Genomic DNA, 12,964 nt, shown 5'->3' with positions numbered 1-12,964 from the left:
TTCAACTAACTTGTCCATGGCCTGTTCCTCCCCGGAGTCGTTTTAGGCTTTCACCAAAACTTTGCTCCTGGAACAGGCCTCTCGTCAATTTCTTATCCAGAATTCAGGTTATAGTTAAGTTTTTTGCAAAAAATGACGTCCCGCTGTCCCTAAACACTTAACAATATAATTTATAAAATAAAATACTGTTAGAATGCCGTCCCGTACATGTTTTCTCACACGTCCCAAAACTTAAAAAAATAACCATTAACAAATTGATTTAAATATAAAAAATACAACATGGACGCTTAGACACCAAGGGACGCAGTACAAGGTTAAAGAGGTAAAAAGTTAGTAGTAACAGCCCAACTACACCAATAAACCGCTACTACTACCACAGAGAACACTTACTACTACGGTTAGAGGTGCCCGATGCCTAAAAAGATAACTCCGCTTTCCCCTACAACGGTATCTAATGCCAAAGCCAAACTTGATAGCAAAACAGGTAAGCCCAAAGACACGATCTACCGTGACGGGGATAATTTAGAACTCCTCGTAAAAGCATCAGGCATTAAGCTCTGGTATTTCCGATACTACAAACCCTTCACCCAAAAGCGCACGATGATTGCATTTGGTGAATACCCCTCTACTAAGCTGGCTGACGCTCGCCGACTCAAAGACGAAGCAAAAGCGATGCTGGCTAAAGATATTGATCCTGTTGATTGGCGTAAACAGCAAGCAGCGGCAATACAGGAAGAGAACAGCAACACCTTACGGAGTATTGCTACCCGCTGGTTTGAGGTGAAGAAGACCACTGTCAGTGAGGATTACGCCAAAGATATCTGGCGCTCACTGGAAAAAGATATATTCCCTAAACTCGGTGATGTACCAATATCAAGCCTCAAAGCACCTATGCTGGTGGAAGTGCTCAAGCCGATTGAAGCACGGGGCAATCTGGAAACGATTAAACGCCTGACACAAAGAACCGTGGAGATCATCGACTACGCCATGAATTTAGGCGTTATTGATGCCAACCCTTTTACCACTGTCAGCAAGGCATTTCCTAAACCAAAGAAAAAACATAACCCGACCATTCGACCCGAAGAACTCCCCGGATTAATGCAAGCGCTCTCCATTGCACAGGTAGAACGGCAAACACGTTTAGTCATTGAATGGCAACTATTAACGGCTGTACGCCCGGGGGAAGCGGTAAAAGCGCGTTGGTCAGAAATAGACTTTGAAAATAAAGTCTGGAATATACCCGCCGCAACGATGAAAACATCGCATGCTCATACTGTGCCTTTATGCAAACCGGCTTTAGACCTTCTTGAAATTATGAAACCTATCAGCGGACATAGGGGATTTGTCTTCCCACACAGATCTACCCCAAGTACCCATATGAGCAGCCAGACCGCTAATATGGCGTTAAAGCGCATGGGGTATCAGGATATGCTTACTGCGCACGGCATCCGCTCAATTGTCAGTACAGCGATGAATGAGCAGGGTTTTATGCCCGATGCCATAGAAGCGGTATTGGCTCACAGAGAAAAGAACTCTGTCCGGGCTGCGTATAACCGAGCCACCTATTTAGAACAACGCCGGGTTATGATGGATTGGTGGGGGCTATATGTAAAAGGCGCAGCAACGGGTGATTTAACGGTAGCAGGAAGTGTCAAAGGATTACGCATCGTAGGAAGTGATTACTATGTCGGATGATATTTTTATTCTTGAGAATGTAAACGCAGCACTCAAACATTACTCTATTGGCAATGGTATCGAAAACGGTTTATACCCCCACTCCCCGGCTTATTGGTGCGCTGAGCAAGTATCCAAATTAACCAATGATGAACGAAAAGAAGCTCTGTTCAGGTTAAGTGTATGGGATTTGATTGATGTTGCTACTGTAACCATAAAAAAACTCTGTCAGCCTGGCAGTGATGCTTGGCACTATTCTATAGTCGAAACACTGGCAGACAGCAGTAAGAATGACTTACTGGTCAGCGCGTGTGCTATATGGGGGTGGGGGCTAACCGTGGAGTCTGATAGCACCTCATATCATCTCGCGGCCTCTAATCTCGTCTTTGCGGTTTTGGCACAAGAGCAACATGACAGTGATACATTGAATGAATTTGAAAATCTGGACATCAAAAATGCCCGGCGGAAAGCGGGGAAGCTCCGCAGTGAACAACGAGACGGTGCGCTTAAAGACCAATGCATAAAATGGGCAGAAGATATTACCAAAGCAAAAGACTACATCGTTGGTAAAGAAGAGCTAGCCGAATCAGTTTATGACAAATATGTTACTTTTATTATCGAGAACCCTAAAGGCACTGATAATTACACTCTCCTACACCCCATAGATAAGCGTGGTATACACAGGCCGCAAATGGAAGATTACAGAACCATCTATAAATGGGTATCACACCTTACGTTGGGGAAACGTGCGAGGAAAAAATAAGCCGGATTGCCCCGGCTCTCTTATCACTCAAATAGCTTACCTGCGTCTATCCTGTAAAACCGGCGCTGGTCTTTATAACCAAGCGGATCACGTTTCTTAGGGTTATAAACGGTACGAGGTTTACCGTTCTTACCTACCTCCTCTGTTACGCCAACAAGTGCCCCTTTTTTGTGTAAGGCGGCAATTGTTATATCAAAATTACAGCCATTTAAAGCACGTTCTTTCAATGCTTCTGACGTAATCCAATAAATACGCGATGGAGGATTATCATCCTCAAATATCGCTTCATTACTAACATCAGAGCTATCTACAGTTTCACCAGTAGATAAAGCAATATAACCGTCAAATATCGGCATACTCCCCCAATAATTGGGAACCGAACGAAAGCGGTGTTCACCGTAAGTACTGAGGTACACACTCAGCCGCTCAATACCGTTTACCGCTTCCAGATCGCCAGTCGTGCCCCTACTATCTACATAGGCTTTGAAGCACTCACCAACACAGCGTAGAGCTTCCCCGGTATCCCAACCTGTAATACCCCATTCAGTCGCCAATTCCCCCGCAGCAACACAGAGCGCGAACCGCTCTAATACCCGGTCTAACTGTGCTCCTGCATCTTCTGGTCTATAAGCTTCCTTGAACTGAATAATTAACGCTCGCAAGCGGTCAACCAGCTCTGAACGGGAAGAAGCAGTAAGCTTTTCAAGCCATGTGATACCAGCACATCCATAATATTTCGTTGTTAAGGCATTCAGAGAATCAGCAAATTCTTTAGCTGTGCCTAATCCGTGGAGGGTATCAAAAACGCCATTCTCATCGCTTACTATCGCCGGGATATCCACAAAGCGAGCTTGCTGGCCTGCGGCAACGCTTTCACCCGAAGCCTTAAGATAACTTTCGAAAGCATCTTCGCTTGATGCCAGCACCAGAGTTCGCCATTGTAGCGTTTCACGCAAAGTAACGTCTTTTGTGCCTCGTGCCTTTCCCTGCCCAAGAGCCAGCATATAAGCAACCTGACCCACCAGCTTAGGGTTAACGCTTTTCAGTTCATCCAGAATTAACGGTAAGTCATTATGCGCTGTGGTCAATACCTCGATCCCGACTAAGGTAGTGTTGCAACTATGGGAATATCCGCCTGTTGTTGCACCACTCCCCCATACAGAGGCCGCGACATGCTGAGCCGTACTTTTACCTTTGGTTGAAGCCCCTTTCAGGCTGAATACACCACCATCAACCCCCAATACATTGAGTAAAGGAGCAGCAAAAGCAACACAGAGAGAAAATACTAACCGGGTATTACCGGCACATTTCGCGCTGATAAGTTTCTGCCAGTCTTCAAGGGATTCTGATTGCGCTAACTGGCTGCGTTCGCTCTTTTTACGCCCGGATAATTGGTACATCACTTTGCTGGTGGAGCTGCCTATTGTGCTTTCAGGCAGTACAAACAGGCGATCATTAAACCAGCCCGTGGAATTTGCTAAAGTTATACGCTCTTTCGCCATTGTGATATTCAGATACCCCAATAAATCACGACTCATTCCAGTACCAATATATAACCCTAATCTCGCCAAACTCTGAGGAATATCACTACCGGGCTTATGCAATTGCTCATCGGGTACAATGAATTGCTTCGTTTCCCTATCCTTGTCTTTAAATGAAATCAGTTTGCCCCAGTTATCACTATATACATCGCGGGTTAATCCCAGTACTGAGAACGGCGCGGATATCTTCCGAGCTACAATGCTTTTTGCCTTACCTTTCCCCTCTTCAATATTCTTCATTAGCCCGTCCTCGGTCATATAAAAACCGACTTTTTCCAAAGCCGTATAAGGTCGAAGAATTTGAGGGTTTTCCCACCCCAGCAAAGCAGCTTGAGAAAATATCCATTTATAGCTGGTGAGATCAGCACGGGAAGTAGCCCAAGTTGCTTCAAAATGTTCAGCATCAAATGTCGCTCCACCAGCCTCAGACCATTCCAACGCCAATTGATACGCATTGTCTTCATAGGGTGTGTTTTTCAAACTACCAAGAGCAGCGATCACCCTTTGCCAATTTTGTCTACCTCCCTCTGATATTGCCAACATCGCAGGGGAAAACAAAGCAGCCTGTAAATCAGCTAATGTATGCTCGTCTACCTCAAACCAGCGTTCTAAATCAGTGTCACTATCATAATGCGGTACAGGCCGAGGAGTTGTCTTCGACTCAAGCGGAGCCATTGCAAGATAGTTCTCTACGTCTGCCAATTCGCCGTCTAAACGGTGAATAATCGCATCAGTCACATCCTCCCCGCTTTTCGTTTTCCGGCGTACAGCATTCACTATTGGCAAATAGCATTGTTGCTCGGCACGATAGACAGACTCATCCCACCCAATAACAGGAGTCCACTCGCTGATCAAATCCTCTTCCGCTATTTGCTGTATCGCCGTTTCTATTTCATGGGCTATCATCTGGCAAACATGAATGCCCTCAGTGCGATCTACCTCAGAATCCAAGATAATAACAAAACGACAACGCGGAGCATCTGCGGTATAATTGAAAGTCGTATAGAGTACACCTTTAAACGTCTTTTTTAAGTAACTGACTAACGCATCAAACGTCTTGGGGCTGTCAAAACTATCGCAGTCAAACGATGCAAAGCGGCGTTTAGCCGCTAATGCTGAACGCCTCCAATTCTTTACACCCTGAAACTTATCAGGGTGTTTTTCTTTCGGGTCATTACCTCTTGGGTGTTCCCCTTGTTCCATCGCTGCACAAAAATATTGTTTCTTCTTGGCAGTCGCCGTATCAGTTATTAATTGCTCAATGAATTGATCTGCATTTTCGGCGCATCGTTGCTCAGGGGTAATATCGTATACATCCCGTCCACGGGAATAGTAAATTTTATCTGCCATTATTTGCCCTTACCCAAGTCACACATTCTCTTCGCGTCTATACCTTGAAGTTTTTTCAATCTACGGCGGGTATGCCGGTTTGTGGCATAGGTTCCTGTTTCCCCATTAAGGGGAACCGGGCTGCTAATCATTGTTTGAAGACCTAACCGATCTACTTTTTGCTGACATTCAATTAAATGAGTAAGGCTTGCCGAAGATCGATGTTTACGCGGCATAATTACCCCCTTTAATAAAGCTTTTTGGACGCGGTAAAGTGATAGTTATTTTGGGATGTGTTTTAGCCATATTATTTATTCTCCTGTCCACGGGTATTAAGACGAGACTCGATATATTTATTAACCTCACTTGCTGCCCAACCAACGCGCCGTAATCCCAATTTCACAGACTTTGGAAATTCAGGTGTTCTTTTTAAAAACTCATGAAAGCCACTATCAGATTTATAGTGCAGTGCCGCTTTTACTTCTTTTTTAGTCAGCATCGATTCACTAATACTCATTGCATTTTCTCCTGCGTTAAACGGTCATAAACGGATATAAACGCAAGCAAAATAACCACTAAGCAAATAACAAATAAGCCCTTTACATGTGCAGGCTGTAATAAGAAATACACTCTGCATATGCAGGCTGTAATAACAAAATACAGAAAGCCAATATGTAATCTTCTACGTATTGGCTATTATTCCGTGGAGGGGATAAGTGTTTATTTCGCTCTAAATTTGTAATGAGCTTCTTTTAGCGTTCGCGTTTATAACTGGTATGACTCGGCTACCGGTTCCCTTTCTTTTTATTTTTCTTCCCTTGCTTACGCTTACATTTTTTAGACTTGGTTCCGGTATGCTTCGAATTCACACTCACTTTGATAGTTTTTGGGGCATTAAATATCTGATGCCGAGGAGCATTTCGGGTCATGTTCTTTGTGAGTTTGCGGCTACGTGATTTGGTCGTATTTTCTTCAAACGCCGCGATTGTTGACACAACTCTTGGCTCTCGAAAATCTTCGCCAAAATCGATTTCTTTAACCATATCCATGACTCCCCCTGTATTGTCGTTCTCACAATCACTCACTGTTTTAGCTACAACGCTGGTGGATTTAGATTTGTTCATCAATGCACCGCCCACGGCTTGTTAAAAGCCATTTGAGGTATGCCCTCTTCAATGAAGCTGCGATGCAGTTCGAACAGCACTTCTCGACCAAAATCAGACAGTGACAGCCCCTCACCGGGTAAACCGATCAGCATTTGCCGATAGAAAATAGCGGCGTTCTTTAACCCTTGCTCGTGACCAAATCGCTCAATCAATGCACCCTCGACATTATTCGCCAGTGCTGAGCGTTCAGCGGATAAGAACAGGGGTAAGACAATCGGGGAATTTTCCAGTTTGAAGATCGCTTTGCCATTGTGCTTTTCCCTTTGCTCTTTAACCCAAACATGCGCCACCAGCCAACGGAAGAAGCGAATATCCTCAACAAGTTGCCCATCAGTAAGCGTCTTTAGCCATGCCATGAGAAGCTGTAACGCTACCCGTGTTTGTCCGTCCCATTCGCCGTTGTCTAACCGGTCTAAGATAGAAGTCACGGGCAGAGAGGCCACTATCATCTCAGGGCTGCTTTCCTCGGATTGGCTGTACAACGTCACAATGCCGTTTTCGATAACCGTTCTGTAATCAAGCATATTGCACCTCATTAGCATGGGTAACACAGGGAGTGGCCTCAGCCGTCCAGTAAGCGCTTTTGGCGTTGTCGGTATGCAGTTGTAAGAGTTGTTGCGCGTATTCCAGTAAATCGGCCTCGATATCCCTCGCTTCGGGGTCTAATCGCAGGTACTCCACGGCTTTAAGAAAGGCCGCCACTGGCTCTAACACATCGGCTGGCTGAGCATAGATATTTGCTAATGAACGATCAGACATGGCGCACCTCCTGTACTGGCAGGCGAGCAGCAAAGAACAAAACGAAATCACGGGAAAGTGCAGAACGGGCGTTGTGCTCGTCAGTGGCAATAGCCTCTATACGGCTGGGAATAGCGTCTAAATCTGCACGTTTGATGCTCAGAAACACGAATTTGAAATGAGTTGGGGTAGGGATAGTCGCCATAGTTGCGATCTCCTTTAGTTTTTCTAAGGAGTCACCGCGAGAGGTGCAAATCTCTATAGGGGCGGTGACGCAGACAAGGTTTGCACTACTGGTACTAAAGGAAACCAGCCAGCCCGAAAGCTGCCTTGAACGCGCCACCATTGAATACGTATAGGCGGATGCCGCCTTAAATGGTAGGTGCTGCGATGCTGTGACATAAAAAAAGACGCTTGGCGCGTCATATGTCGCCTTTAGTATATACAGGGTGCAAATCCTGACACCAGATTTTGCTGATGCAGGGTCAATATAGCCAAAGTCCACCAGCAAAGGCAAGCACATTTTATCCGGTGAGGTAAATTGCTGGGCGTAGCTGTCGTGTTTTATCCACTGCCTAGACTTTGTGCTACTCAAACTTGAGCCGCTCAAATTATCAACGTTCGATAACTCGCTAATATCGCCAAGCCTAAATTTAGAGCGAGTTTGTCCGGTGGCAGTTAAGCCACTTTTTAAATGTTCCATGTTTATGACTCCGTTTTTATTCGGTAGGGTACAGCGGTAGAATTAATTTGGTTTGTGGTAATAACCTTGCCCGTATATCCACCAGCAAAAATAAGCCTGTAAATTGCCGGGCAATAGGTACAGATAAAATATCTGTATTAGCCATTACGCACTGACTCCAAACGTTCATCTAAGCGAGCGGCAATAATGCGCTGATTAATCCAAGCATCTATTTCACTTTCGATAAACGCAGAAGCGCGTTCGCCGGTCTTTATTTGCTTGGGGAATTTCCCTTCGGAAATGTATTTGTATACCGTGGACTTGCCTAAACCAGTACGGCGACAAACTTCGGGTAATCGGATAAGAGAGTGTTTCATAGATAATAGCCTTCCTCGGTTGATATTGATCGGTACGAGAGGAAGGTTATTACCTTTTATTTCGCGGAAACAGTGGAGTTTTCAAAATTCCTCGGAGTTTTCAAAAACTCCTCTATTTTATTCTGGTCTTACATTGGCTTTTACCAACCACGATTTTAAGCTGTTATTATCAAGATTAGGTGGAATATCAGACTTTTTGCTTATTTTTGTCCTTAATGCTCCTATGCTTCCTTTAAAATCATCGTCTGTTAACCCGTGAGACCTAAGAAGGGAAACAATAAAATCACTTTGTTTTGCAGTTTCATAAGTTATTTTTCGAGCAGGGATTTCAACAGAAGTGTTATTAAGAATATTGTACGCCTTTATCAGTTCTTCCCGTGGTATTACTAAATCAGTTAATTCTAAATTCGGGTCACCTTTTGGAACGGAGGTACATTCTGAAATTATCGACTTAATATTTTCACTAATGTTTTTATTTCTGAGAATAATTACACCAATGTCTACGGAAGTCACAGAATCCCACTCCAATATTCCCAAAGTAGGATCGGGGTACTTATGGAATTGGATAGTACCTTCTTGGGCTAAAATTAAGAGTTCCATCTCAGTGCAGTTAATTTTCTTTGCAGCCAAATCTAAGGGGTAATACGGTAGGGATAAATTAAGGTCGCTCATCACGTCCGCCTTATAACGTTGTGCCTTAACAATGGGGATGATGAGGCAGGCGGTAAGGCGTACCGCTTTTCTCTCCGTCGAGATAGCCCCATCGAATAACATTGTGCTATAGCTGGTGGTTTTTGTCCAAAGTCTGATGGTGCAGGAATGGAACAATTAAGCCTAATCAAATAGTTATGGGCAGGACAGCTGTATAACTTATTGATTGTTATTAACTTACCCCAATGGTGGAAGTATTGCCGAGGAATGCCTAACTAACTGAATGGGCTTAATTCCGTGTGCTGTACGGAATCACTTTGCTGGTGGATTTACGGGCAGGGTGTAAATATGCAGCTTGGTTCAGAACGGTATACAGAAACGCTAACCCTTTGATATTTTCAAAAACCCCCATTGGGGGAAGCTGATTTCTACCCAGTGTGCATATTCACACACTGCCCGTTTAACTCTTTGATAATCTGAGCAATCACCAATGGTGGAAGCTGTATCCAGTCCCCGGACATCAACGGCGTATTTTTAGACCAGACTGCATATTTACAGTGTGACTATATTAGGTCGATTCCGATAAAAAAGCCTAACCCTTTGATACTCTCGAAAACCTGCATTGCAGGAAGCCGGGCGATGTGCAATTTTGCATAACGGTTCAAACTCTGCGTTTCAGGGTATTTGAGTTTTATCAATCGGTTATGAGGTCGGGTGAAAGTTTTCCACGACCCTGTGGGCTAAGCCCTAAAAAGGGCTTTGCATTGCCCGTAATACCTGAGCTTTGCCCCTGCGGGTTGGTGATGCTTGGTTAGATAACAATGTCACTTTTGTCAGATCTCTGACGTTTATTGTTATTGTCTTAATTTGTTAAAAGTAAGAATAATGATATTCGTATTTAAAAAATATTATCTTGTTTTTTCATGACACGGAAATTTCTACTTTTATATTTATATTCAAATATAGGGGGTATCATGAAAGTCACAAACCGTTCAAGTAATACCGTTTCTGTTAGTATTAATGCTTGGGGTGATGGTGGAAGCACTGATTGGTTTAAATTAGATCCGGGCGGGAATGACTCTTGGGATCGTTCCGACTACCGTGGTTTCGTAATGGCGGTAATAACCCCAAATAATGGCGAACAACCTTACTTCATATACGCAGATAGTAGTATTTATATTTACGATGATTATGTTGAAGATTATGTTAGCAATACCACTAAGACAATATATCCAGCAACACAGCGCTATGGCTGCTAATAAAATGTAATCAAAGATGCCCACGTATTCTTCCATACTTTAAGTGGGCATCACGCCTTACCATACTGAATATATTAAAACCCTACCGCCAAATGTGGCGGTAGCCGTTCGCGCAGGTATACGGGCAAGGGATAGGCTCTTAACACAGGGCGCTCAATGCTGAACTGGACGAATTCGCCCTGTTACCGTGGAAGCCATAGATTAGGTCTATTTCCAAGGGTTCATCAAGTACCTCAAGACACCCAAGAATAAAGCTCTCAGCCACCAGCATTCGCTTTCTAACCTCGCTCTCACCGAGCTTAAACTTACGGCCTATGGCTCTTTTCGACATGCCACTAACATAGTGGTGCTCGATAAAATCACACTCCTGAGCCATACCGACATTGCGCAGTTTGGCGACACAGCTATCTATGATCATGCCGTCCTCGTCACTGCACGACAGCTTATTATTACCGGTATAAGTCACCGCATTTTTAAACCCGGCGGATACCGACTTCCAACCAATGTTAACTTTGCCCTGCACTACCCACCCGCCCCAATGCAATAGTATTTTCTGCATATCTCTGTGCATGATTTTTTATCCACCTTGATTGTACTAGATAACTAGTACATATTAGCATCGGTTAGGGGTATAAGAAATAGACGACCCAAATTTGGACTTTAATGATTTAAAAGAGTTTTTCAATTCTAGTGTCTGGCTAGAATTAAGCCTTATCAATAGCTTGCCGGGGAAGTTTTCATCTGATTAATTAACGGGCAAGATATGATGACGCAAATTTGCGTCATGAGGGAAAACAGAGGGTTAACTATCGTGCCCTAAATTTGGGGTACTAATGTAATCAAAGAGTTATCTGTAATTGTGATGGTCGGTTTTTCGACCATCACTTTAACCTACTGATTTATTTAAATTATACCGATTAGGTAGAATCAAAAACCCCTTGCTTTTAACTGACGGGATATCGGTAATTTCCCCGTCATAAGAGATTTATCTATTTGAAAGTGTTCGTAACGCAAGTTTGCTTTACGAGTAACTGTTTGATTTTTATGATGATCGAAATTCCAATCATCTTTATATAGCCGTTCGGTTCATTACTTATTACTCTTTAGCGACATAAACCCACGCAACATCGCCTGATGTCAGATTCACGCTAATACGGTGATAGTCTGATACCTCATAAGCATCTGCTTTGAGAAGCTCATCTGATGAAACATAAAACACTGTTCCTTCAATCCTGTCGCTATCGTTCCCACTTTGGCTAACAATCGGGTGAAACCGTTCTCCACTTTCTGCCAAAACTTCTGGGTCAGTGATTTCGAGCATATCTTTACGCCAGCCAACCATTGCGGCAGGTTTTCCCTCCAGTAAGCGCCCAAAATTTGCTTGCTGTACTGATTCCAGTTGAAGTGTTCCATAAGAAAAAAGAAGTTCAGTGTTTGAATTGGATGTCATGACCACCTCTTAATAATATGATTCAATATAACGTCCACACCATGAAGTACATATAGTATTAAAGTACAGTGCTGGATGATGTTTAATCGGATAAAACTCAACGAGTTAATCCTATCGTAATCGGGATTTTTGTAAATAAATTTCGGGCAGGAGGTCGTTTTCAGAATATCCTATTGTTTATTTCACCCTCAAAGCAGGGCTTGATAAACTATTCCCTCACACTTCTATAAACTAAATAATATCGATTACAAACTATGCAAAACGGACTTGTTAAATTAGCGGCTGATACGCGAACAGTATTTGAAAAAGAGCACCAAAAAATAAATGATATGGGCATTCCTTTCTTTTATAGCTTCCCGATTAATTCTTGTCAGGGGGCTTCTGTATTCTTTGGTATGGTTGCCCAGCAATTTTTCCCCAATGCCGATATTAAAATTGTATTAGGTAGTGATAGAAAAAAGATAGTACATCATTACTGGTTAGAAATTGACAAAAAAGTCTATGACCTGACTGTAGACCAATTTATATCTTGGATGGACGAGCAATATAATTGCCCTGATAAACCTATCTACGCAGAAAAGAAGCACCCGCTGGCAAAATACTTTTTCTACAAAAAACGATTTTCCCCGGTAGAAGCCTTTGCTATTTTTTGTACTCAACATGCGAAAAATACCAGAGCTACGATTACTGCATATGACTTTATGAGAGCAGAACTTAGAAAGCTGGACTGGGATAAGCCAGGGAGCTGATATATAAGGCAAAATTCTGCCTTAACTCCTTGATTAGGTTTAACTGCTCCGAAGCAGGGGAATTAGCACACCGCCCGTAGCTCAATATCGAGTTACGACTAACCACATGATTATGCTAATGATTCAAAAATTGGATCATCTCTGAGGGCAAAGCCCCCCGCCGAACGGTTCAATGAAGCTATGAGCAAGCAAGAGCGCGAGCCAACATCATTCAAATTTTTTCACATAACACTACAGTAAACTACAGAAAAAGATTAACCGCTCCTAAACTACATCAAACTACTGGACTTGAAAGCCAAGAGACTACGCCCGGCGAAAAACCCATAATGGATGAAGTAGCCAGACAGAAAAGAGAGCTGCATGTAGAAATTTTTCTCCTACAGACCTAAGCAAGAATTCCTGCTTAACTCTACCGCTAAATCTGGTATAGCCGTATAAACATTTACCGTAGGCAAAAAGTGTTGCTCATTTCCGGGGAGGGCTTTATTGAAGCATCGGGACACCTATATTAAGTGTTGTCCCGCTCTTGTCCCTCGTTTGTACTGAGTATGCATCTCATAAAATACACATAACTATATAATATAT

15 protein-coding genes are annotated in these 12,964 nt (G+C 43.3%); 4 read left to right on the top strand and 11 right to left on the bottom strand.

What is annotated here, in order from left to right; translation table 11 throughout:
• The first annotated feature begins 411 nt into the window (after positions 1–411).
• Positions 412–1,695: an integrase domain-containing protein gene (locus AACX68_RS01880; protein WP_228860416.1), complete on the top strand. Its 1,284-nt coding sequence runs from the start codon at positions 412–414 to the stop codon at positions 1,693–1,695.
• A complete protein-coding gene (locus tag AACX68_RS01875) occupies positions 1,685–2,437 on the top strand; it encodes a hypothetical protein (protein WP_228860415.1) in 753 nt (250 codons plus the stop codon). Before AACX68_RS01880 ends, AACX68_RS01875 begins: the two co-directional genes overlap by 11 nt.
• Positions 2,438–2,460: 23 nt before the next feature.
• On the opposite strand, the gene AACX68_RS01870 is transcribed toward AACX68_RS01875, so the two are convergent.
• From AACX68_RS01870 to AACX68_RS01830, 9 genes are all read right to left on the bottom strand, one after another.
• Positions 2,461–5,328, bottom strand: a complete 2,868-nt coding sequence (locus tag AACX68_RS01870) for a DUF927 domain-containing protein (protein WP_228860414.1) — start codon at positions 5,326–5,328, stop codon at positions 2,461–2,463.
• A 286-nt stretch (positions 5,329–5,614) separates the two neighbouring features.
• Complete coding sequence (locus AACX68_RS01865) at positions 5,615–5,824, bottom strand: helix-turn-helix transcriptional regulator (protein ID WP_228860413.1); 210 nt, start codon at positions 5,822–5,824, stop codon at positions 5,615–5,617.
• 268 nt (positions 5,825–6,092) lie between these two features.
• On the bottom strand, positions 6,093–6,431 hold the full coding sequence (locus AACX68_RS01860; protein WP_228860412.1) for a hypothetical protein: 339 nt from the start codon (positions 6,429–6,431) through the stop codon (positions 6,093–6,095).
• Positions 6,431–6,997, bottom strand: a complete 567-nt coding sequence (locus tag AACX68_RS01855; RefSeq protein ID WP_228860411.1) for a hypothetical protein — start codon at positions 6,995–6,997, stop codon at positions 6,431–6,433. Before AACX68_RS01855 ends, AACX68_RS01860 begins: the two co-directional genes overlap by 1 nt.
• Positions 6,990–7,232 carry a hypothetical protein gene (locus AACX68_RS01850; protein ID WP_228860410.1) on the bottom strand — a complete coding sequence of 81 codons (243 nt, stop codon included), beginning with the start codon at positions 7,230–7,232 and terminating at the stop codon, positions 6,990–6,992. The genes AACX68_RS01855 and AACX68_RS01850 overlap by 8 nt, the downstream gene beginning before the upstream one ends.
• A complete protein-coding gene (locus AACX68_RS01845) occupies positions 7,225–7,914 on the bottom strand; it encodes a host cell division inhibitor Icd-like protein (protein ID WP_228860409.1) in 690 nt (229 codons plus the stop codon). The genes AACX68_RS01850 and AACX68_RS01845 overlap by 8 nt, the downstream gene beginning before the upstream one ends.
• 16 nt (positions 7,915–7,930) lie before the next feature.
• Complete coding sequence (locus AACX68_RS01840; RefSeq protein WP_255705699.1) at positions 7,931–8,059, bottom strand: hypothetical protein; 129 nt, start codon at positions 8,057–8,059, stop codon at positions 7,931–7,933.
• Complete coding sequence (locus AACX68_RS01835) at positions 8,052–8,270, bottom strand: helix-turn-helix transcriptional regulator (RefSeq protein ID WP_228860408.1); 219 nt, start codon at positions 8,268–8,270, stop codon at positions 8,052–8,054. The genes AACX68_RS01840 and AACX68_RS01835 overlap by 8 nt, the downstream gene beginning before the upstream one ends.
• A 117-nt stretch (positions 8,271–8,387) precedes the next feature.
• Positions 8,388–9,044 (bottom strand): hypothetical protein, encoded by a 657-nt coding sequence (locus AACX68_RS01830; protein ID WP_339389252.1) that lies wholly within the window; start codon positions 9,042–9,044, stop codon positions 8,388–8,390.
• Between the two features lie 851 nt (positions 9,045–9,895).
• Between AACX68_RS01830 and AACX68_RS01825 the strand changes: the two genes are divergently transcribed.
• On the top strand, positions 9,896–10,180 hold the full coding sequence (locus AACX68_RS01825; protein WP_228860406.1) for a hypothetical protein: 285 nt from the start codon (positions 9,896–9,898) through the stop codon (positions 10,178–10,180).
• A 139-nt stretch (positions 10,181–10,319) separates the two neighbouring features.
• Here AACX68_RS01825 and AACX68_RS01820 read toward each other — a convergent pair whose 3' ends face one another.
• The gene (locus tag AACX68_RS01820; protein ID WP_228860405.1) at positions 10,320–10,751 is read right to left on the bottom strand and encodes an antiterminator Q family protein; all 432 of its coding nucleotides are present in this window, start codon (positions 10,749–10,751) and stop codon (positions 10,320–10,322) included.
• Between the two features lie 525 nt (positions 10,752–11,276).
• A complete protein-coding gene (locus AACX68_RS01815) occupies positions 11,277–11,630 on the bottom strand; it encodes a gamma-glutamylcyclotransferase family protein (RefSeq protein ID WP_228860404.1) in 354 nt (117 codons plus the stop codon).
• Between the two features lie 254 nt (positions 11,631–11,884).
• Between AACX68_RS01815 and AACX68_RS01810 the strand changes: the two genes are divergently transcribed.
• A complete protein-coding gene (locus AACX68_RS01810; protein ID WP_228860403.1) occupies positions 11,885–12,379 on the top strand; it encodes a hypothetical protein in 495 nt (164 codons plus the stop codon).
• Positions 12,380–12,964: the final 585 nt, after the last annotated feature.

Origin of the sequence: Xenorhabdus sp. PB61.4 (genome assembly GCF_963894935.1) — a bacterium.
In the GTDB taxonomy this organism is placed as follows: domain Bacteria; phylum Pseudomonadota; class Gammaproteobacteria; order Enterobacterales; family Enterobacteriaceae; genus Xenorhabdus; species Xenorhabdus stockiae.
This window is presented reverse-complemented; position numbering and strand designations above follow the sequence as displayed.

What these genes read in the sequence shown, in the direction of transcription:
- AACX68_RS01880 (WP_228860416.1), top strand. Translation starts at nt 412, where the DNA reads ATGCCTAAAAAGATAACTCCGCTTTCCCCTACAACGGTATCTAATGCC.
- AACX68_RS01875 (WP_228860415.1), top strand. Translation starts at nt 1,685, where the DNA reads ATGTCGGATGATATTTTTATTCTTGAGAATGTAAACGCAGCACTCAAA.
- AACX68_RS01870 (WP_228860414.1), bottom strand. Translation starts at nt 5,328, where the DNA reads ATGGCAGATAAAATTTACTATTCCCGTGGACGGGATGTATACGATATT.
- AACX68_RS01865 (WP_228860413.1), bottom strand. Translation starts at nt 5,824, where the DNA reads ATGAGTATTAGTGAATCGATGCTGACTAAAAAAGAAGTAAAAGCGGCA.
- AACX68_RS01860 (WP_228860412.1), bottom strand. Translation starts at nt 6,431, where the DNA reads ATGAACAAATCTAAATCCACCAGCGTTGTAGCTAAAACAGTGAGTGAT.
- AACX68_RS01855 (WP_228860411.1), bottom strand. Translation starts at nt 6,997, where the DNA reads ATGCTTGATTACAGAACGGTTATCGAAAACGGCATTGTGACGTTGTAC.
- AACX68_RS01850 (WP_228860410.1), bottom strand. Translation starts at nt 7,232, where the DNA reads ATGTCTGATCGTTCATTAGCAAATATCTATGCTCAGCCAGCCGATGTG.
- AACX68_RS01845 (WP_228860409.1), bottom strand. Translation starts at nt 7,914, where the DNA reads ATGGAACATTTAAAAAGTGGCTTAACTGCCACCGGACAAACTCGCTCT.
- AACX68_RS01840 (WP_255705699.1), bottom strand. Translation starts at nt 8,059, where the DNA reads ATGGCTAATACAGATATTTTATCTGTACCTATTGCCCGGCAATTTACA.
- AACX68_RS01835 (WP_228860408.1), bottom strand. Translation starts at nt 8,270, where the DNA reads ATGAAACACTCTCTTATCCGATTACCCGAAGTTTGTCGCCGTACTGGT.
- AACX68_RS01830 (WP_339389252.1), bottom strand. Translation starts at nt 9,044, where the DNA reads ATGTTATTCGATGGGGCTATCTCGACGGAGAGAAAAGCGGTACGCCTT.
- AACX68_RS01825 (WP_228860406.1), top strand. Translation starts at nt 9,896, where the DNA reads ATGAAAGTCACAAACCGTTCAAGTAATACCGTTTCTGTTAGTATTAAT.
- AACX68_RS01820 (WP_228860405.1), bottom strand. Translation starts at nt 10,751, where the DNA reads ATGCACAGAGATATGCAGAAAATACTATTGCATTGGGGCGGGTGGGTA.
- AACX68_RS01815 (WP_228860404.1), bottom strand. Translation starts at nt 11,630, where the DNA reads ATGACATCCAATTCAAACACTGAACTTCTTTTTTCTTATGGAACACTT.
- AACX68_RS01810 (WP_228860403.1), top strand. Translation starts at nt 11,885, where the DNA reads ATGCAAAACGGACTTGTTAAATTAGCGGCTGATACGCGAACAGTATTT.